The sequence below is a fragment of the Candidatus Schekmanbacteria bacterium genome, from assembly GCA_016219965.1.
GTDB lineage: Bacteria > Schekmanbacteria > GWA2-38-11 > GWA2-38-11 > J061 > JACRJM01.
Genome location: JACRJM010000007.1, coordinates 149415 through 169058, shown reverse-complemented (window position 1 = coordinate 169058; position 19644 = coordinate 149415). Strand labels below are relative to the sequence as shown.

Here is a 19644-nt window from a genome sequence, read left to right as displayed (position 1 = left end):
TTATGTTAAAGAAAAAGTTGTTTTATCTGATTTTTCTTCTTTGTTTCTCTATTTCCTATATATCAGGTGCGGGAACAATTCAGCTTCCCCAGACAGGGCAGACGAAATGTTATGATTCATCTGGGAATCAAATTGCCTGTGAGGGCACGGGGCAGGATGGAGATATCAAAGCTGGTGTAGCATGGCCCAGTCCTCGTTTTATTAACAATGGTGATGGAACTGTTACAGATAACCTTACAGGGTTAATGTGGACAAAAAACGCAAATCTTCCAAACTTGGGATTGGGGAAAACATGGCAGCAGGCACTCGATTATGTAGCATCGCTTAATAGCAGCAATTATCTTGGGTTTAGCGACTGGAGGCTGCCAAATATCAACGAGCTTGAAAGCCTTATAAATGCTGACGAACCAAACTCAGCAATATGGCTTAAAAATCAGTTTTTTATGAATGTACAGTGGGATAGGTACTGGACTTCCACTACCAGTGCTGATTGCGGCAGCTGTGCATGGGGGCTAGGCATTCAAGATGGCAAAATGTCCTACTTTGGTAAGGATGCATTGTTTTATGTATGGCCTGTCCGTGCTGGTCAGTCAGGCATTATCCAACTGCCAATGACAGGACAGACCATGATCTATGCGGCAGGCGATGATGGGGATTTAGAAAAAGGTGTTGCATGGCCAAATCCACGGTTTTCTGATAACGAAAATGGGACAGTTACAGACAATCTAACAGGACTCATGTGGGTGAAATCTCCTGACAGTACTGAGCGTTCACGTTCTGATGCTATAGCATATTGTGACAGCCTGACATTGGCAGGCCACACAGACTGGAGGCTTCCAAATAGAAAAGAACTTCGAAGCCTGGTTGACTATTCAAAATGGGGTACTGCCATAATAGCAGGTCATCCGTTTACAAATGTGCAGTCTGGGTCGTATGATTATTATTTGTCTTCTTCAACTTATCCTGACTATTGGTGCAACATATGGAGTGTCAATTTTTCGATTGGCAATGAGGACATATGGTCTGTGGGGTACCCCGGCGATGTGTGGCCTGTGCGTTCTGTCATTTCAGCTCCCACCATCGTGTCATTAACTACTTTTAAAGCGAGACAAAAAGGCAAGAAAGTAATTGTTAATTGGGAAACTGCCTTAGAGATTGACAATGAAGGTTTTAATATTCTGCGTGCTAGCTCTGTTGATGGGAAGTATGTGAAAATAAATGATGAGATGATAAGAGCAAAGGGGAATTCACTAAATGGCAGAGAATACCAGTTTAAGGATAACAATATAAAAGCAGGAAAAAAATACTATTACAAGATTGAGGATATAAATACACATGGAACTATCACTTCTCACAATCCTGTAGAGATTCAGATTACAGGGAAAAATCTAAAACAAAAAAAATAATAATTTTACCGGGAGCCTCTTTTTGGGAAATACTTACTGGACACTTGCCTGCTATACAGGGATTACGCTTTTAGAGTGGGGATGGAAAAGAATTGTTGGTTAATTTGCCTTGAAAACAATTTAACCGTTGATGTTCCCAAGAAATTCTTTTAAAATAGAAAAATAAAGAGGTTTAAAATGCAAAAAATTGCTGCCAAAATATCTGATGATATTTATAAGAAATTAGATGAAGAAGTTAAGTCAGGAATATTCCCAGATATCTCATCTGCCATAAATGCTGCCCTAAAAAAAGCATATGCAAAGAAAAGCAGGACATATCTTAAATGGCTTATGAAAAAAGAAAATATTGCAGAACCTGCTATGCTGAAAGAAATTGAAACCCTTCGTAAATGAGATACAAGGTTTTTCTTGATACTAACATTCTTGTTTCAGGAATATTTTTTGAAGGTAACGAATCTATAATTCTCGATATGACTGAAATAGATTTGATCACCTGCGAAGATGCTGTTGAAGAACTCAGGAAAGTAACTGTAAAGAAGCTTAAATATCTTGGAGAGCGATCTCTTGAAATAGCTATTTTAGAACTGGAAAGGGCGTTAAGTGATATTGAAATTGTACCAAAGTCTAAGTACTCCAGAAAAATTGAGATAGCAAAGCATTTAATAAATCACAAGAAAGACATACCAATATTAGCTGCTGTTCTTGCGGTAATACCTGACTACTTTCTAAGTGGAGACGCTCACTTTTTTACAGAAAAGATAAAGAGCATTATAAAAGTTAAAACTGCAAAGGAATTTTTATCAGGGATATAATCAATCCCATAAGAATTTTGTGATAAAAAGCAGGGATCAATCTTTAGCTCTTATTACAAGTAGTAAGCCTGAGTTTATCTCGATAGTGACCTTATCAGATGTTGCCTCGTTGCTTACCCCGTAAGGTGCTCCGAGCTCCATTGTGCCGTCTTTGAGAGGATATTTCAGCCCTGATATGGTTATCCCTGTGACAACCTCGGTCATTGGGAGAAGCGAGAATATCTCGCCCGGCGAAGAATGGAAGTTTCCGCTTTCGGATATGAGTGTGATTTCATTGTTGCTGTCTGCAATGGTTATTTTTTTACCTGCCTGGATTCCTTTTACTAATAGATGAATGTTGGCAAGCACATGATCAAGCCTTGAGCCTGTTGCTCCAAGAAGCAATATCTCATCAGCGTGAAGTGAGATAGCAAGTAGAACGGCAAGCTCTGTATCAGTTTGGTCCTTTTCAGGTGGATGCTTTATTACTTTCGTTCCTTTGGCAACGGCGCTGTTTAGAGCTTCAACTTTTATTGAATCAAAGTCGCCTATAAGGTAGTTTGGCAATATGCCGGCTTTCTCGGCATGCCTGTAGCCACCGTCTGCACAGATTACAATATCGCCGGTAGTGATGCTCTTTTGAATTAAAGAGCTATCCTTAATATCTCCGGAACAGATGATAATGGCTTTCATAATTTATTATTTAATTGGTTTTATAATCCCTCGTCGCGGAGATGCTCGCGAAGCGAAGTATTTTTTTTATCTGCCGGAAAATAGGTTTTCCCCGGTTCAGTTCCCTTGATGAAGGCAACAGGGATAGTCTTGTCACTCGCCTCAGCCACGACCGGACCTGATTCAGGGATGACATTTATAAGCACTACATCATCAGGTTTTTTGTAATCCCCGGTCGGAGTCCTGTTCTTGTAATAATTTTCAGCTACGTATTTCCAAATCGGTGCGGCAATCAATCCTCCTGTCTGTTTATTTCCCAGAGATTTACTGTTGTCATCATAACCGACAAATACGCCAATGGCAATATCAGGCGTAAAGCCTATGAACCAGGCATCTTTAAAATCATTGGTAGTCCCGGTTTTGCCTGCCACCGGAATATTTGGCATTGCAGCTTTTGTTCCTGTTCCTCGTTTAACAACATATTGAAGGAGATTTGCCATTGTGTAGGCAGTTTCAGGGCTTAATGAAACTTCTTTTCGCGGTACAGGCTGCTCCAATATTGACCCGTTGTCATCTTCTATGGATGTAATCGCATTAGGCTCTATCCGTATCCCTTCATTCGGGAAAACCGTATACGCTGAAGTTATCTCTATAAGGCTCAATGCTGATGAGCCGAGAGCAAGCGAGAGATTGGCATCGAGGGGACTTTTTATTCCCATTTTTTTTGCCTGCTCGATTACAGCATCTGGTCCCATCTGTTTTAACAGCCTTATGGTTACAAGGTTTCTTGATTCTTCAAGTGCATGCTGGAGCGTAATAGGACCCTTGAATTTTCCGTCATAATTCTGGGGGTTCCACATCTCTCCGTTTGGAAGTCTTACCGAGAATGGCGCATCCAGTATTCTTGTGAGTGGATTGTATTTTCTTGATTCTATGGCTGTTGCATAAATAAACGGTTTAAAGGATGAACCAGGCTGTCTTTTTGCCTGCACAGCCCTGTTGAACTGGTTTATGCGAAAATTCTTTCCGCCTACCATTGCCTTTATCTGTCCGGTAGACGGCTCTATGGCTATTACAGCGCCGTCAACCTCGCTGTAATTCTCAAGACTGAATATATTCTGCCCGTCTTTCGACACTTCCTTAAAACTTACCGCGATAGTATCTCCCACCCTAAAGACAAATGAAGGTGTATCTATGTGCGCCCACTTGCATTCATCGGGAGGTATTATTCCCTCTGTCTTACCTATGGAGACAATTACATTTTGTCCTCTTAGTTCTTTCACTTTCCCGTAATAAAGAGTATCTGGCTGAAGGCTTGTCACATCTGCAAATACGGGAAGCAAGGATTCGACCTTCTCTGGAGGGACTTTTTTAAAATACTTGTTTCTTGCGTAATCCATTAATCCGCGGTTAAGGGCCTTGACTGCGGTTTCCTGCATATCAAGGTCAAGAGTTGTTTTAATTTTGAACCCGCCTTTGAATAGAAGCTTGGTACCGTAAGTTTTTTCAACATAGCTTCTTATATACTCCGACAAATAAGGAGCTTCGCTGTTTTCAGGAACACCTGATTTTAACTTTATAGGCGTGTCCTTAAGCTTTTCCTTCATTTCTTTTGTTATGAAGCGCTCGTCGTACATTCTGTCGAGAACGAGGTTTCTTCTTTTCACTGCATAACCCATGTTGTTGTATGGAGAATAAAGGGTGGGGGCTTTAGGAAGCCCTGCCAGCATGGCACATTCCTCTAGGGAAAGATCTTTTACATGTTTATTGAAATAGACAAGCGATGCTGCCTCAACGCCGTATGCTCCGCTTCCAAAATATAGCTGGTTTAAATAGAGATGGAGTATTTCATCTTTGGTAAATTCCCTTTCGATCTGGAATGCTATCAAAGCTTCCTTAACCTTTCTATTGAAAGTCTTCTCGGGAGATAGGAATAGCACCTTTGCAAGCTGCTGGGTAATGGTGCTTCCCCCTTCTTTTATCTTTCCGGCAAATAAATTAGAAAACAAAGCTCTTGCTATTCCATTAATATCAATGCCGAAATGCTTATAGAATCTGTTGTCTTCTACTGAGATGAAAGCATCTATAAGTGGTTTAGGTATCTGGTCAAGGGGAACGATTATGCGGCGCTTTATGAAAAACTCTGCAAAGAGCCTGTCATCGGAGGAATAGAGCCTTGCAACCTTGTCTGGTTCGTACTGGTGGAGCTTGTCTATTGCAGGGAGGTCCCGGACATTGGCGGCAATTATTCCGCACACTATGCCGACTGCTACGGTGATAATCGTGCATATACTGATGAACGTCCATTTAATGAAGCGTTCAAATCCCGCCCCGCTGTTTTTTTCATCTGCCATAGGATACTTTGATAAAGAATTAAACTATAATTATATCACAAATAAATCTGTATGGTTACCGCAAAAAGCGGTGATGCTCCATTATCCATTCCAGATAGGAGACATACTGCGGAGTTTTTCTACTATGGGAGGCAGGATTTCGAGGACATAATCAATGTCTTCTTCTTTTGTGAACCTTCCGAAGCTGAATCTCAATGAGCTTTGTGAATATTCTACAGGGGTACCTATTGCGACGAGGACATGTGAAGGCTCCACAGATCCGGATGAACATGCTGAGCCGGTTGAAACTGCAACTCCTTTAAGGTCAAGATTTATCAGTATAGACTCTCCCTCTACTCCAAGAAAGCCCACATTAAGAGTGGTTGGCAGACAGTTCGATTCAGGACTGTTGAAACGTATTTTAGGGATCTTTGTGATGAGGCCATTTTTGAGTTTTTCTTTGACTTTGGAAAGATGCCTGTTTTCAGCTTCCATGTCACGCATAGCGATCTCGCAGGCTTTTCCGAAAGCGACTATCCCTGCAACATTTTCTGTTCCTGCGCGCCTGCTTAGTTCCTGGTGTCCTCCGTGGATAAGCGCTTCCATTTTTAGTCCTTTCCTGATGTATATTGCTCCTATCCCCTTTGGTGCATATAGCTTGTGGGCTGACACAGAGAGTAAATCAATGTTGTTTTTCTTCACATCAACCGGGACTTTTCCTAACACCTGTACGGCATCGGTGTGGAATACCACCCCTTTCTTTTTTGCCGCAGCTCCAATAGCAGGGATATCCTGAATTGCTCCGATTTCATTGTTGCCGTACATTATGGATATAAGGGATGTTCTGTCGGTTATGCTTTTTTCAAGTTCTTCTATGCTGATTCTTCCGTTTCCGTCGACCTTTAGCCATGTGACGGGATATCCAATTGATTCCAGATGACTGCATGTTTCAAGGATTGACGGGTGTTCTATGGTGGATGTTATTACATGGCCTTTCTTTGTTTTTTCATCCGTTAAATATAATATTCCTTTTAATGCAAGGTTGTTTGATTCGGAGCCGCAGCTTGTAAATACAATTTCTGATGTATCTGCATTTATCATTTTTGCAAAAAGTTCCCTTGCGTTCTCTATCGCTTCTCTTGCAGGACGGCCAAAGGAGTGAACACTTGATGGATTCCCGAAAGAGGATTCAAGAAATGGGAGCATTGCGTCAACAACTTCTTCGAGCAGCGGGGTCGTAGCATTGTAATCAAGATAAATCTGCTTCACTAATTGGTCTCCTAAATTAGTAATTATTACTAAATGTTAAATGTATAATCATGGTCAAGTTTGGTTTTTTTCTTTTCTTTTCCCGCTTCTTTAAGCAGGTCAGCTATGCTTATGGAATTTAACAGACTGTTTACGGCGAGACCGAGCTTTTCCCATAAAACTCTCGAAAGACACTCCTCCATCATCAGGCAGCTTTTGCTTTGTTTGAATTCTGTTTCAAGGCAAAATACAGGAGCAAGCGATATGCCAAGGGATTCAATTATCTGTTTTATAGTAATTTCTTCAGGATTTTTTGCAAGAATATACCCACCTCTGGGGCCGCGTATGCTCTTTACGATTCCTGCTTTTCTCATTTTGCCAAATAATTGCTCAAGATAGTTTAAGGGGATACTCTGCCTTTTGGAAATTACTGAAAGAGGGATAGAAATTCCCCGTCCCTGTTGAGCCATGTCAAGGAGAGCCTTTACTGCATAATAACCTTTTGATGATATTTTCATGAAAACTGTAGTAAATATATATTATCAGTTTTGTCAAGTATGAAGGTTGAAAGAAGTTGAACATGGCATTTTTTAATGATAAAAGAAAAACTTTACAGGAGTGATAAGGTTTATAATGGCAAGAAAAGTATTAGGCATAGATATCGGCTCTGATTCTGTAAAATTTGTTCAGATTGAAAAACCTTTACGCGGCAAAGCAGTGATCAGAGCTGTGAGGAAAAAAATATCTGTTGAATCTATTGGCGATTCAACTGCTATTGCGGAGCTGATAAAGAACACTGTTGCGGAGTCAGGTCTCTCTTCCGATGATTATGCGGTTTCGATACCGCCCAGGAATATCCTCTTGAGAGAAACAGAACTTCCTTTCAAAGACCGTTCAAAAATAGACCATGTGCTTAAGTTCAACATAGAGCAGACTATTCCCTTTCAACCGGAAGATGTAATCGCTGATTTTATCATTGATGCAGTAACTGGTGAAGGATCAAAAATTACTGCCATTGTTGTAAAAAAGGAAGAGATAAAAAAGTCTCTTGACCTTTTGGCTCTTTCCGGGATTGAACCAAGGGTTGTAAGCTGCAGTTCCTGTTGTGCCGGGATGCTTGTGGAATCAGGGGGTTTAGCTGAAAAGGAAGGTGCAGTTGCGCTTGTTGACATCGGTGCTGCATCTGTTTCGCTTTCGATTTACTTCAACGGGAAACTGAGGTTCATAAAATTTATTGGCAGGGGAAGCCGAGCGATTACAGAAGCCATTGCTGTAAAACTTGGGAAAGGATTTGAAGAGGCGGAAGAACTGAAGTGTGGAGCAGTAATCCATGACGATGGAGAAACAGGCAATTCTGAACAGGATGCAATAATAGAAACGATAAAAAAAATGATTAAAAAAATTGTGCAGGACCTGGCTCTTGCCATTGCCTCGTACAATTCAAAACACTCTGATGGCCCCGTGCATTCCTTATATCTTACTGGAGGAGGGGCACAGGTTAATGGGATAAGCAGTTTATTCCAGAAATATATAGGTGTTCAGACATCTGTTTTAAAACCTATTCCAGGTTTCACTTTTGATGCTCCATTGGATGACCCTTTGCAACCTTGCTACAATGCAGCTTTAAGCCTTGCTTTGGTTGAGCTTCCAGTTACCGGAAGAAGGGTTAATTTCAGGAAAGAGGAGTTTACTTACAAGTGGGTTGATACGACTTTTAAGAACAATCTGAAATATGCTGCAGTCTTTGCAGGCGCAATAGTATTTTTATATATCGTGAATTCAATCTTTTCCTTTGTGCAGGTTAAAAAAGAAAATACTGTGCTGAACAATAAAATGCTTGAAACATACAGGGCGATGATACCGGAGGGGAAAGTTGTGAATGTTGTTGTACAATCTCAGCAAAGCCTTAAGGAACTAAAGGATAAGTCTGCCAAATTTAAGAATGTAATGGATTCAAAGATAAATCCCCTTGATATAATCAAAGAGATTAGTTCTGATGTTGAGAGCGGATGGAATATAAAGACTCAGAATTGTGCGTTCAGGGAGGACAAGATTGATATCAACGGAGAAGGGAAAAGCATTGATGATATCAAGAAGCTTGAGAAAAAACTGCTTGATTCAGGTCTTTTTGAGAATGTAGTGCTTAGTGATTCCAAAATGAATGAGGTGAAAAAAGTGGCAGAATTTACGATCGAACTTAAACTTCCGCGCCAAAATGGAACTGTTGAAAAAACTAAAGCTCAGTGAGCTTTCGGAAAGAGATTATATAGCAGTTGTAGGTGGAACTGCCCTGGTAGGGGTAATTGTTCTCTATTCCGTGCTTTCCCATTTCCTTTTTTCTCCTCTTAAAATGGAATTGCTTACTTATGAAAAGAACACGGTAAAGTTAAGGGAGCTTGACAAAATAAAAAATGAATTTCTGGTAGAAAATAAAAGGTTTGGCGAGTTCAGATCAAAACTTCCGCAGCCTCGGGCAGATATGAATGCTCTGGTCATGGATGTTGCAAGAAGGGCAGGGTTAGATAAAAAGGTTGAAAATGTAAAGCCTGTTACACGAAAGATTGATGATTTCAAGGAAGTAACAATAAAATTTTCCCTTACTTCTATCAACACAAAAGAACTGGTTGATTTTCTCTTCCAGATAAGGAATAATCCAAAATTCCTTCACATAAGCGAGATGAATATCACTCCGCAGACTGCTGAAGAATCAAGCTTTTTAGATGTACAATTCAAAATACTAACTTATACCGAGGGAGAATAGGAAGGCACATGGTTTTCAGTTATATCATTGGGAAAATTTCAACAGACCTTGCCATAGATCTGGGCACTGCCAATACGCTTGTCTATGTGCGCGGGAGAGGAATAGTTTTAAGTGAGCCTTCAGTAGTAGCTGTAAATAAGGATACTAACAAGGTTCTTGCAGTTGGAAGAGAAGCGAAGGAAATGCTCGGAAGGACTCCCGGAAACATTGTTGCTGTAAGGCCTATGAAAGATGGAGTAATCGCTAATTTTGACCTTACAGAAGCAATGCTGAAATATTTCATAAGAAGAGTTCATAATCGTAATACTCTTGTGAGACCGAGGATTGTTATAGGTGTCCCATCAGGCATCACTCAGGTTGAAAAAAGAGCAGTGAAGGACTCTGCTACGCAAGCTGGAGCAAGGGAGGTATATCTCATAGAAGAGCCCATGGCTGCAGCTATAGGTGCAGAGCTTCCGATACAGGAACCTTACGGAAATATGATTATAGATGTAGGCGGCGGTACGACCGAAGTTGCTGTCATATCACTTTCCGGCATAGTTTACAGTCGTTCTGTGCGGGTTGGCGGAGATGAAATGGATGAGGCTATAGTTTCGTTTATAAAACGGAAATATAACCTGCTTATCGGTGAGAGGACGGCTGAAGCAATCAAGATAAAGATTGGGTCAGCTCACCCAAGCGTTGAAAGAAAAACAATGGAAGTGAAAGGAAGAGATCTCATATCTGGGACTCCAAAACTGATTAACATAAGCGATGAGGAGATCAGAAATTCTTTGGCTGAACCAATATATGCGATTGTAGACACAGCAAGAGTTGCTCTTGAGAGAACCCCTCCTGAGCTTGCAGCAGATATTGTTGACAGAGGAATAACCCTTGCCGGAGGAGGAGCTCTTTTATCCGGTCTGGATGTGCTTCTTAAAGAAGAGACAGGATTACCTATCCATATGGCACCAGATCCATTGTCTGCCGTTGCTCTTGGTACAGGGAAGGTCCTTGATTCTCTTGATTTGTTAAAGAAGGTTGCAGTTCAATATTAGTTTACTCTTCATACATCAATGATAGATTTTTTCTTAAGACACAGGAGGCTGGCTTTTTTTATTCTGCTTATTCTCCTGACAGCTTTGTTGCGCTTTTCCGGTTTTTTCTCATTTTTTTCATTTCCGGCATTTCCGGTTAAAATTGCCGGAGTTGCAGGAGATTTTACTGACTGGATTATTTCAGCCCCTTCTCAAATTTTTGGTTTAGGACAATCTTCTGCCGGGAAAGATTCACTTAGAATTGAAGCATCAAGACTCAAAATCACTGAGCTTGAATGTTTCAATATCAGAAAAGAAAACGACCGGCTGAAGGAACTTCTTGATATTCCGCTTGAGGAGGAATTAAAACCTATCGGTGCCAAGGTATTGATGGGCGGTATTTCTTCATTTTCGAGGAGTATATTCGTTAATCGTGGAACAGCTGACGGGGTTGAAGCTGGTTCTCCTGTCTTATTTGAGGATAAGGTTGCAGGGAAAATAATTAAAGCAGGGCGTCACGTAAGTCTTGTTTATCTTGTTAACCATCCTGAAATATCCGTGGATGTTATCGTGGCAAGGACAGGGACAAGAGGTGTCTTTACCGGAGGCGCTGTTTGCAAAGTAAAATATGTTGACAGCGAGCAGGAGATAGTATCCGGAGACGAACTTTACTCTTCTGGAAAGGGAGGAGTCTTCCCGCAAAGATTCAGAGTCGGCATCGTAGATTCAGTGGCCTCACAAAAAACCGGAGTTTTTCAGAAAGTTACAGCAACACCTGTCATTGACCCCAGAAAACTTGATTTTGTTTTCATTGTAAAATCTCCCGGTCTTTCTGAGATAAAGGATATGGCTCAGGAATGAATTATTTCAGAATGATAATTCTTCTTCTCGTGGCCTTTGTTTTACAGGGTGGGGTATTCCCGAAGTTTATTGGTTTTGAAATTGTGCCAGATGTTTTTCTAGTCGTTTGTGTCATGATTCAAAGGGATTTAGACTGGACTGAAGGCTTTGTCTATGGGTTTTTCTGCGGATTAGTTGTAGACCTTTTCTCCTATGGTAATATAGGAATTCATACCATGATCTTTCTTTCTGTCTGCTTCATAATCCAATTACTTAGAAGATCAATGCAGATTGAAGGGTTTTTTTTCCAGCTTGTATTTGTACTGATTTTTACGAGTATCACAGTCAGCTCAGAGTTCTATTATTCAGGTTTTTTTAAACAGTTGAAACCTTCTGTTGAGATTCTTATGTTAAAAGTTATTCCATTTCAGATTATATTAAACTTATTGGTTTTTTTAGTATCAAAAACATTTATCTCTTTCATTAATAATTGGTTTCCAATGAGAACTAAAAGAAAGAATAGTCTGGTTTTTTAGACTGTTGTTTATTCCATGTTAAATGGAAAAAAAGAATCATAGATTTTGAAAATTGAATGAGTTATTAATTCTAGTAATTTATAAAGTGCATTACATCTAATAGTCATTTATTAGAAGTAGTGTCGGAAAATTGAACATTTTCTCCCCCTTGGTTTATTCTGTAATTATTTGAAAATATTGGCAATGCATGTCTATAAGCAATTTTTCATGTTTTTTCCCCTGTCGGTATTATGGACACTTTTAAGTTTCCCTTTATGGTATTTTTTATAAATTTAGAAAAAACATCTTAATAATCATATAGATACATATGTGCTAGAGTTTGGCATCCAATTTGCATTGTGCTAGGTAAGAAAAAGTAAAATACTATTTTCACAATGTATAATAACTGGTAAATTTAGTAAGGAGGAAGAAAATGAAGAAAATATTAGGTCAAATATTAATGGTGGTAGCTGTATTGTTTATGGCTACATCAGTTGCCAATGCTGTGGTTATCTATCAGCTTGACGGACAAGGGAATCAGACTGTCTATGATCCAGGCTTGGATGGCTGGACAATTGTTGGTGACTCAGCTGTTACTCAATTTGGCAGCGACTACGAGGTTAAGGTTGGGACTAATAATTGGGCATCACCCGAAGGTGGCAGTCAAGCAAATATTATCCGTGGAGCAGGAGTTATACTTCCCGGAGCATATGGCTATAAGGTAGATTTTACAGCACAGCTTTATACATGGGATTCCTATAATGTGACTGTGCCTTCAAACAACGGTTCTCTCGGATATTGGGATGTTTTTGCAGTGAACCTGAATGGGACTAATTTTTATTGGAATATTGGAGGAAATGATCCAATAGTAACACCGGATCCCGCAGGTGGAGCAGTAGTTGATAATACACTTTTTCCGGGAATAACTTGGGCATTTGGCGGACTTGATTATTCAAATGGTGGCTTTGAACAGTTTATAGGGAGCGGTTCAATAACACTTACAGGTTTAACAAGTGACTATTATCTTTCTCTAGTGCTTGATACCTCAAGAAATCCAAATACAGATATGTCTTATCCTTCATATGGTGCTTTCAATCCGAATGGTAATGTTCCTCGTCCGGAAGGTGGACAAGCCGAGAACCCTGTTCCAGAACCATCAACATTACTTCTTCTTGGCGGTGGTCTTGTAGGAATATTTTTCGCAAGAAAGAAACTCAGCTAATAGTTATTGAAAAAGCAAATCACAATCCCTCATCACTTGATAGTGATGGGGGATTTTTTATTTATGATGCTCTGCTTCTAAGAGTAGTGTGATTACAGCATCGTTATCAGGCTGAAGTTCTCGTGCCCTTAGAAGAAGTCCCTTTGCTTCTGCTTTTTTACCCTGTGCAAGTCTTACACTTGCCAATTCTAGGAGAATCAATTCCTCGAAGGGACTTATATTTCTTGCAGCTTCCAGTTTTCTTGCAGCTTCATCTAACCTGCCGACAGAAAAAAACAAGTGACCGTAGTTTCTGAGAATGTCAGTGTTTTCAGGTGATAATGAAATTGCGATCTCAAATGCAGCCGATGCTTCTTCATTTTTATTTAGCTTTGCTAATGCAATGCCTTTGTTCATCTGTGCCATTGGATTTAACGGGGCGAATATAACAAGTTTTTTGTATTGTTGAAGCGCACTGTTATAATCGCCAATATCAAGATATTGCTCCCCTTTGTCATAGAGTCGTCGTATTTCCCATTGGCGCAATGCTTCTGATGCTGTCAATAATATGCAGGTTAGAATAACGAACGATACAATTCTCTTTGCCTTTTTTGTAAATTCCAATTGCCGACATTCAAGGATTATAAGCCATGCAGGGATAATCACATAAGGTGCTACTTTGAGAATATGAATTTCAGGTCCGGCATAAATCAAAGGATTACCGAAATCCGGGAGTATGAACGTCATGGACATTCCTGCTGCAGAGAAGCCTGCTCCTATTCTGTTTTTTTTTGCAATAAGAGGCAGGAGAAACAATGGTGCCATGGCATAATAGCTAAACCAAGTCTGCACAAAAAAGCCTGTTACTGCGAGCAGGAGGAGCGAACGGCGCGGCAATGAATCCATGAAATCTTCGCTTTTCCCGTAAAAGGAAAAGAACATTCCACCAATGGCTGCCAGTGCGGCAAAGGATAAAATTCGTGGCAAAGGAGAATCATAAATTCCGATTGTCCATAATGCCTGACTCAGGCTTACACTGTTTGCGAGATATCCTTCAGAGTGGAATTGCACCGTTATTTTTCTCAGAAAGTCTATCCATGAATGCCCGCTTAACATTGAAAGGTAAGCAAGCACCGCCGCCGATAAAGTGCACCATGCAAGAATATAGAAAGACCAGGACGAAGCTTTCATCTGATTTTTTCCTGTTAGGCGATTAACAAATATGCGGGCGCTCTGAGCGATTGCAGGCAGAAGCAGGATAAAAGGGAAAATCTTTATAAGCCCAGCCCATGCGATGGCAAATCCGGCTGGAAAATATTTTAGTTTCCTCATTGCGAGCAGTGCAAAAGAAACAGGAAGCCATAAGCCAGAAAAGATTAACCCTCCCAGTGCCCAGCCAATAAAATCCCATGATGAAAAAATAAGCGCGGCTATTGCCAGTCTTCCATTAATATCAAGCTCAAGGGCTATTCCTGTAATCCATGCTATAAGAAGCACTGAGAGGATTTGCCAGGCAAGGTTAAGCTGTGCAGTCTCTCTGCTAAATGGTTTATAAAGGGTCGGGTCTATATGCCGCAACAATACGTAAAGGGGTGAACCATTGAACCCGTAGTCCCATGAGATATCGCGCCCCTTCTTCAGCATGTTCTGTTCTGCATTCCCCTTTAAAAGTGCAAGACGGGTGTCGTTTCTGAAATCTTCCACCTGGTCTGCCGGAAGGTACTTGCGCAAAATACGTTCTGATTCACTTCTGATTGTTCCTGTCTCTTCCACCCTCTTTTGAAGTTGATCTAGCGGTGCCAGCGGATCGAACTCCACGCCTTCAATGCGCATACTATCGATATAGTATGCCCGCTGTTCCCGGGGGTTATGTCGCAGTATTTCAGGCGGAGAATCTAAATCCATCATGGAAACCTGTGGACGCCCGACAGCTGCATTGATCAGTTTGTAAAAGCTGTTATAGGGAAAAGAATACTTTGCCCCCAGGTAATATTGAACGAGGTTGGTGTTGACGAGGTTATTCTCGACAAGGTTAAGCTTTATGGTATTGTTGATTCCTGCAGCGAGTAGTAAAATCCATAACAGCCTTGCCAATCGCGGCTTTATTCGTAGTGCAAGCAGGATTCCGCAACTTGCCATCAGTACTGCGCACATCATCCGGTTGTCAATATGCCATCCTGTCAAAATACATCTTCTCCTTCATTATTTACTTTGTGCTCCAGGATCAGGATACCAATATCGTTGTGTGGGTAATTATAGAGTCATTTGAGGATCGACTCTATCTCATTCCTCAGTTCCTGAAGCTCTCTTGATTTAAGCTCCTCCTCAATATCTGAATCATCAAATGCAATGCTGGAAGTTACTCTGGATTTTATTTCAGCTATTTTCCCGATTGAATTATCTATTTCCAGTTCGCTAAAATTCCCATTTTGTATTTCCATTGCCAGGTGCTCTACAGTTTCCATCTGGTATTGTTTTGTATGGCATACAAGTATCATATCGCACCCTGCATTTAATGCTTTTGACGAAGCTTCACGAATTTCGTGGTTATTTGATATGGCCTTCATCTCAAGGTCATCGGAGATCACTGCTCCTTTAAATCCAAGCCTTTTCTTAAGCAAACCGTTTATAATGTTTGATGAGAAAGTGGCTGGTATTTTTTCTCTGTCGATTGATGGGAAAGCTATGTGTGCAGGCATTATGAAATCAACGCCTTCCTTGATTGCCTTTTCAAAGGGAATTGTTTCCCGCTTTAAAAGATCTTTAAGGCCGTAATTTAATACCGGTAGTTCTTCGTGGGAGTCCTCTCTTGTATCTCCATGTCCCGGGAAATGCTTTCCTACAGATGCGATGTTAGCTGATTTTAGTCCCCTTATTGCTTCAACACCAAATTCTGCAACAATCTCCTGGTCTGTCCCGAAAGACCGGTCTCCGATTACTCTGTTTGCAGGGTTTGTTAAGATATCGAGGACAGGATAAAAATCAAGGTTGAATCCGACAAGCTTTAATTCAAGCCCCAATAATTTCCCCTTAAGATATGCAAGATGTGCTGATTTAGTATGTCCGACAACCGAATCAGGGGGAAGCATTGTAAAAGGCCTGTGAATCCTGTTTACACGTCCTCCTTCCTGGTCAATGCCGATAAGCAAAGGCTCTCCCCATCGCGATATGGAAAAGGATTGAATTTCTGTAATTAACTTCTTAAGAGAATTTAAGTCTTCTATGTTTCGTGAAAAGAAGATTACTCCGCCAAATGGATATTGTGTCAGTGTGTCCTTTATGTCTTCAAAACTTTTTCCCTGAAATCCTATATAAAGGAGTCTGCTTGTTTTCTGCTTCAGGATGTCTATATCAGTAGGCATGATTTTTGTTCCTTTTTGTTATTCTTCATTTTTGGGATCAAGGATGTCGCGGAGTCCATCCCCGAGAAAATTGAAACCCATTACCACTATCATTATGGCAAGCCCGGGAAATGCTGTCATATGGGGAGCCATGTAAAGATATTTCTGTCCATCGTTTAGCATGCTTCCCCAGCTTGGCTGAGGTGCCTGAGTGCCTAGCCCCAGAAAACTCAATGATGCTTCAGCTACTATTGCACCTGCGATTCCGAGTGTTGCCTGCACAATAAGCGGGGACAGAAGGTTTGGGATAATGTGCATTATGACAGTTCTTGCTCCAGAAGCACCAATGGCATGGGATGCCAAAACATATTCCCTTTCCTTTAATGAAAGTATCTGTCCCCTTACAAGCCGTGCATAACCAACCCAACCGACAAGACAGAGGGCAATTATGACGTTGTCAAGCCCAGGTCCGAGTATTGCTATTATCGAAATAGCAAGAAGCATCCCCGGAAATGCAAGGAGTATGTCAATGAACCTCATTATCAATTCATCAATCCAGCCTCCCTTATATCCTGATACAGACCCGATTATAAGCCCTGTGATGGATGAGATACTGACGGTTATTAATCCTACTTTAAAAGAAATGAGGGAACCTGCAATAATCCTGCTCATGATATCCCTGCCAAGATCATCAACTCCCAGAAGGTGAAATCTGCTTGGTGATTCAAGACGAATATCAAGGTTCTGTGAATAAAGATTATATGGAGCAAGAAGCGGAGCAAGCAGGGAAAGTATAAAAAATAATACAACTATTATAAATCCTGCTGCAGTAAGCCTATTGCGGAAAAGCAGTTTTACCCAGTTCTTAGTCATATCTTATTCTCGGGTCAAGAATTCCGTAAGCAATATCAGTCAGCAGATTTATCAATACATAACAACATGAGATTACAAGGATGCATCCCTGGACCATAGGATAGTCACGCCTTGTTATTGCCTCTATGGTGAGCATTCCGATGCCGGGCCAGGAGAATATGGTTTCCACTATTATTGCGCCTGAAAGAAGGGCACCGAATTGCAGCCCCACGATTGTCACAACAGGCAAAAGAGCATTTTTCAGTGCATGCTTGATCATTATGATGGCATTCGAGAGACCCTTTGATTTTGCGGTAGTCACGTAATTTTCAGCCATAACATCAATAAGGGTTGAACGTATCATACGTGTAGTGATGGCTGCCATTCCTGCGCCGAGAGTAATTGCCGGCAGCATAATTCCTGAAATAGAAAAAAGGCTCAGTTTTATATAAAAGATGATTATGAGCATTGGCCCAAGCCAGAAATTTGGGACAGAGATACCGAGCAGAGAAATGATTCTCGATATCCCGTCTATTGCGCTGTTTCGTTTCCATGCGGAAATCGTCCCTATGGGAACAGCAATTGTTAAAGCCACTGCAAGGGCACCCAAGGCAAGCATGATTGTGGACGGGATTCTTTCCCTTATTGATTCCATTACCGGGCGTCTCGTCATTATTGACCTGCCGAGATTTCCATCGAAAATGCTGACTATGAAATTCTTGAATTGTAAGGGCAAAGGATCATTGAGCCCAAGAGCAGTTCGCAGTTCTTCAATATCCGCAGTTGAAGCATTATCCCCTAACATCATCTGCACCGGGTCGCCGGGTACCAGATGTATTACAAAAAACACCAGAATCGTAACGCCGGCAATTACCGGGATCGCAAGAAGAACCCTCCTTATACAATACATTCCCATTAGTTATTTATTTACCTGATTGAATTTTTAATTATCTTTTCAGTGATAAGAATAATTCATATGGGTACAGGTTGTAAAATCAAATTGTGAGCAGTGGCCATTAAAATAAAAAAAATAATGATAGATTGTCATGCTGGAAATAAATGCTTTGATTAATTATAATAAATAATAGGAATGGCAAGGATTGTAATTTATGAAAACTTTGATGATGGGTGTGCTTTTTATAATGTTCGCATACATTACATCTGCTGATATATACCAATGGCAGGACAAAAATGGTGTATGGAATTTTACCAGTATGCCTCCTGAAAACATGTCTGGTGTGATTATAATAAAAGAGAGAGCCGGGACTGAAAAAAATAATCTGATACTCGAAAATGAATATAAAGGTGAAGATTACAGTGAACAATTATCTGAGAAACACACTAAAATAAAACAAAGTGCTTTTGATCTGTGGAATTATTGGAATAACAAAATAGAATCCTATAAGAATGAACTTATAAGCGCAAAGCAGGACTTTGAATCTTCAAAGAAACGGAAAGATGAGGTTATGCGCTATTATTCAGTGGTCCCGTATTTTCCTTCTCATAATACCGGTTGGAATTATTATAATAATTGGAAACCGGCGTTTTTGGCAGGCAGAAGAACTGCAATTGATAATGCTGAAAAGGAAATTAAGGTTAAAGAAGCGATGTACAATGATAAGAAGAAAAACTGGTATTTCCTCGGTATAAGACTGAAAGATACCGACATCCCCTACAGGTTATGGATGGATAATTTCATGAACGATGCATTTATAAAACAGCTTGAGTCCGAGTGACCGGCATATCCACCAATATTTACCTTATTTCAAATCAAACATAGATTTACTTTAAAGATTGTAGCTAATATAATTTAATCATAATTAATTTCTGATATTTGGATAGGAAATTGCTAATACCAACAATTTAAATTAATGGATAAAACCAATATATCAAGCCAGCGGTTAAATGCGATCCACTATTTTGAGCTTGTTTTATCACTTGCTAAAAAAGACCTGAAAGTAAGATATAAGAGCGCAACACTTGGCTTTCTATGGGCACTTCTGAATCCGCTTCTCATGATGGTTGTACTGAGTGTTATTTTTTCTCTTGTTTTCAGGGTAAAAACAGATTCTCCTTATTCAGTTTTTGTACTCTGCGGTTTGATTCCCTGGACGTTTTTTAATCTTTCCCTCGCAGGTGCAACGAATTCCATTATTGATAATGCATCTCTTATAAAGAAGGTCTACTTCCCAAGGGAGATAATTCCCATATCAGTCATAATTGCAAATCTTGTTAATTTCTGTCTTTCACTTCTTTTTCTTTTTATTTTTCTGCTGATATTTCAAATCAAGATTACAGCTCTTGTCCTTCTTTCTCCGCTTGTTGTGATACTTCAGATGATATTTTTAAGCGGCATGGTGCTTTTGACTTCAGGACTCAATGTTTATTTCAGGGATGTTAAATATATAGTTGAGGCAACACTTCTCATACTTTTCTACCTTTCACCGGTATTCTATCCTGTCAGTATGGTGCCAGAAAGGTTCATGGGAATATATATGCTTAATCCTATGGCCGGTATAATAACTTTTTACAGGAATATCCTTCTTGACGGTAAACTGCCGGATTTATCTCTTGTAGTATCAACCTTAATTTCCTGCCTGATAATTTTTTTTGCAGGATTTATTGTCTTTAAACGATGTGAGCCAGCCTTTGCAGATTTGATTTAAAT

19 protein-coding genes are annotated in these 19644 nt (G+C 40.2%); 11 read left to right on the top strand and 8 right to left on the bottom strand.

What is annotated here, in order from left to right:
- The first annotated feature begins 2 nt into the window (after nt 1-2).
- The 3 genes from HZA77_09205 to HZA77_09195 all read left to right on the top strand — a co-directional run bounded on the left by HZA77_09205 (nt 3) and on the right by HZA77_09195 (nt 2218).
- Nucleotides 3-1406 (top strand): DUF1566 domain-containing protein, encoded by a 1404-nt coding sequence (locus tag HZA77_09205; protein MBI5375601.1) that lies wholly within the window; start codon nt 3-5, stop codon nt 1404-1406.
- A 177-nt stretch (nt 1407-1583) separates the two neighbouring features.
- Nucleotides 1584-1799: a hypothetical protein gene (locus HZA77_09200; GenBank protein MBI5375600.1), complete on the top strand. Its 216-nt coding sequence runs from the start codon at nt 1584-1586 to the stop codon at nt 1797-1799.
- Nucleotides 1796-2218, top strand: a complete 423-nt coding sequence (locus tag HZA77_09195; protein ID MBI5375599.1) for a hypothetical protein — start codon at nt 1796-1798, stop codon at nt 2216-2218. The genes HZA77_09200 and HZA77_09195 overlap by 4 nt, the downstream gene beginning before the upstream one ends.
- A 36-nt stretch (nt 2219-2254) precedes the next feature.
- On the opposite strand, the gene HZA77_09190 is transcribed toward HZA77_09195, so the two are convergent.
- From HZA77_09190 to HZA77_09175, 4 genes are all read right to left on the bottom strand, one after another.
- Nucleotides 2255-2890, bottom strand: coding sequence for a thiamine diphosphokinase (locus HZA77_09190; GenBank protein ID MBI5375598.1), 636 nt, complete (start codon nt 2888-2890; stop codon nt 2255-2257).
- Nucleotides 2891-2910: 20 nt separating this feature from the next.
- On the bottom strand, nt 2911-5223 hold the full coding sequence (locus tag HZA77_09185) for a PBP1A family penicillin-binding protein (protein ID MBI5375597.1): 2313 nt from the start codon (nt 5221-5223) through the stop codon (nt 2911-2913).
- An 81-nt stretch (nt 5224-5304) separates the two neighbouring features.
- Nucleotides 5305-6471, bottom strand: coding sequence for a cysteine desulfurase NifS (gene nifS, locus HZA77_09180; protein MBI5375596.1), 1167 nt, complete (start codon nt 6469-6471; stop codon nt 5305-5307).
- A gap of 29 nt (nt 6472-6500) precedes the next feature.
- Complete coding sequence (locus HZA77_09175) at nt 6501-6968, bottom strand: RrF2 family transcriptional regulator (GenBank protein ID MBI5375595.1); 468 nt, start codon at nt 6966-6968, stop codon at nt 6501-6503.
- A gap of 115 nt (nt 6969-7083) precedes the next feature.
- Between HZA77_09175 and pilM the strand changes: the two genes are divergently transcribed.
- From pilM to HZA77_09145, 6 genes are all read left to right on the top strand, one after another.
- Nucleotides 7084-8697 carry a pilus assembly protein PilM gene (gene pilM, locus HZA77_09170; GenBank protein MBI5375594.1) on the top strand — a complete coding sequence of 538 codons (1614 nt, stop codon included), beginning with the start codon at nt 7084-7086 and terminating at the stop codon, nt 8695-8697.
- Entirely contained in the window at nt 8675-9211 is a 537-nt protein-coding gene (pilO, locus tag HZA77_09165; GenBank protein MBI5375593.1) for a type 4a pilus biogenesis protein PilO, read from the top strand. Before pilM ends, pilO begins: the two co-directional genes overlap by 23 nt.
- Nucleotides 9212-9219: 8 nt before the next feature.
- Nucleotides 9220-10248, top strand: coding sequence for a rod shape-determining protein (locus tag HZA77_09160; GenBank protein ID MBI5375592.1), 1029 nt, complete (start codon nt 9220-9222; stop codon nt 10246-10248).
- A gap of 18 nt (nt 10249-10266) precedes the next feature.
- Nucleotides 10267-11088, top strand: a complete 822-nt coding sequence (gene mreC, locus HZA77_09155) for a rod shape-determining protein MreC (GenBank protein ID MBI5375591.1) — start codon at nt 10267-10269, stop codon at nt 11086-11088.
- Nucleotides 11085-11603, top strand: coding sequence for a rod shape-determining protein MreD (gene mreD, locus HZA77_09150; GenBank protein ID MBI5375590.1), 519 nt, complete (start codon nt 11085-11087; stop codon nt 11601-11603). The genes mreC and mreD overlap by 4 nt, the downstream gene beginning before the upstream one ends.
- Before the next feature lie 412 nt (nt 11604-12015).
- The gene (locus tag HZA77_09145; GenBank protein MBI5375589.1) at nt 12016-12804 is read left to right on the top strand and encodes a PEP-CTERM sorting domain-containing protein; all 789 of its coding nucleotides are present in this window, start codon (nt 12016-12018) and stop codon (nt 12802-12804) included.
- A gap of 57 nt (nt 12805-12861) precedes the next feature.
- On the opposite strand, the gene HZA77_09140 is transcribed toward HZA77_09145, so the two are convergent.
- From HZA77_09140 to HZA77_09125, 4 genes are all read right to left on the bottom strand, one after another.
- Nucleotides 12862-14967 carry a tetratricopeptide repeat protein gene (locus HZA77_09140; protein MBI5375588.1) on the bottom strand — a complete coding sequence of 702 codons (2106 nt, stop codon included), beginning with the start codon at nt 14965-14967 and terminating at the stop codon, nt 12862-12864.
- Nucleotides 14968-15044: 77 nt separating this feature from the next.
- Nucleotides 15045-16145 carry a beta-N-acetylhexosaminidase gene (gene nagZ / locus HZA77_09135; GenBank protein MBI5375587.1) on the bottom strand — a complete coding sequence of 367 codons (1101 nt, stop codon included), beginning with the start codon at nt 16143-16145 and terminating at the stop codon, nt 15045-15047.
- Between the two features lie 18 nt (nt 16146-16163).
- On the bottom strand, nt 16164-16997 hold the full coding sequence (locus tag HZA77_09130; protein MBI5375586.1) for an ABC transporter permease: 834 nt from the start codon (nt 16995-16997) through the stop codon (nt 16164-16166).
- Nucleotides 16990-17892, bottom strand: a complete 903-nt coding sequence (locus tag HZA77_09125) for an ABC transporter permease (protein ID MBI5375585.1) — start codon at nt 17890-17892, stop codon at nt 16990-16992. The genes HZA77_09130 and HZA77_09125 overlap by 8 nt, the downstream gene beginning before the upstream one ends.
- Before the next feature lie 193 nt (nt 17893-18085).
- Between HZA77_09125 and HZA77_09120 the strand changes: the two genes are divergently transcribed.
- Both HZA77_09120 and HZA77_09115 read left to right on the top strand, forming a co-directional pair.
- A complete protein-coding gene (locus HZA77_09120) occupies nt 18086-18712 on the top strand; it encodes a hypothetical protein (GenBank protein MBI5375584.1) in 627 nt (208 codons plus the stop codon).
- A 135-nt stretch (nt 18713-18847) separates the two neighbouring features.
- The gene (locus HZA77_09115) at nt 18848-19642 is read left to right on the top strand and encodes an ABC transporter permease (protein MBI5375583.1); all 795 of its coding nucleotides are present in this window, start codon (nt 18848-18850) and stop codon (nt 19640-19642) included.
- Nucleotides 19643-19644 lie beyond the last annotated feature (2 nt).

Bases quoted from the DNA above. Each gene is read 5' to 3' on its own strand.
- HZA77_09205 (MBI5375601.1), top strand. From the start codon at position 3: ATGTTAAAGAAAAAGTTGTTTTATCTGATTTTTCTTCTTTGTTTCTCT.
- HZA77_09115 (MBI5375583.1), top strand. From the start codon at position 18,848: ATGGATAAAACCAATATATCAAGCCAGCGGTTAAATGCGATCCACTAT.
- HZA77_09200 (MBI5375600.1), top strand. From the start codon at position 1,584: ATGCAAAAAATTGCTGCCAAAATATCTGATGATATTTATAAGAAATTA.
- mreC (MBI5375591.1), top strand. From the start codon at position 10,267: ATGATAGATTTTTTCTTAAGACACAGGAGGCTGGCTTTTTTTATTCTG.
- HZA77_09130 (MBI5375586.1), bottom strand. From the start codon at position 16,997: ATGACTAAGAACTGGGTAAAACTGCTTTTCCGCAATAGGCTTACTGCA.
- mreD (MBI5375590.1), top strand. From the start codon at position 11,085: ATGAATTATTTCAGAATGATAATTCTTCTTCTCGTGGCCTTTGTTTTA.
- HZA77_09160 (MBI5375592.1), top strand. From the start codon at position 9,220: ATGGTTTTCAGTTATATCATTGGGAAAATTTCAACAGACCTTGCCATA.
- HZA77_09190 (MBI5375598.1), bottom strand. From the start codon at position 2,890: ATGAAAGCCATTATCATCTGTTCCGGAGATATTAAGGATAGCTCTTTA.
- HZA77_09125 (MBI5375585.1), bottom strand. From the start codon at position 17,892: ATGGGAATGTATTGTATAAGGAGGGTTCTTCTTGCGATCCCGGTAATT.
- pilM (MBI5375594.1), top strand. From the start codon at position 7,084: ATGGCAAGAAAAGTATTAGGCATAGATATCGGCTCTGATTCTGTAAAA.
- HZA77_09175 (MBI5375595.1), bottom strand. From the start codon at position 6,968: ATGAAAATATCATCAAAAGGTTATTATGCAGTAAAGGCTCTCCTTGAC.
- HZA77_09120 (MBI5375584.1), top strand. From the start codon at position 18,086: ATGAAAACTTTGATGATGGGTGTGCTTTTTATAATGTTCGCATACATT.
- HZA77_09195 (MBI5375599.1), top strand. From the start codon at position 1,796: ATGAGATACAAGGTTTTTCTTGATACTAACATTCTTGTTTCAGGAATA.
- HZA77_09145 (MBI5375589.1), top strand. From the start codon at position 12,016: ATGAAGAAAATATTAGGTCAAATATTAATGGTGGTAGCTGTATTGTTT.
- nagZ (MBI5375587.1), bottom strand. From the start codon at position 16,145: ATGCCTACTGATATAGACATCCTGAAGCAGAAAACAAGCAGACTCCTT.
- HZA77_09185 (MBI5375597.1), bottom strand. From the start codon at position 5,223: ATGGCAGATGAAAAAAACAGCGGGGCGGGATTTGAACGCTTCATTAAA.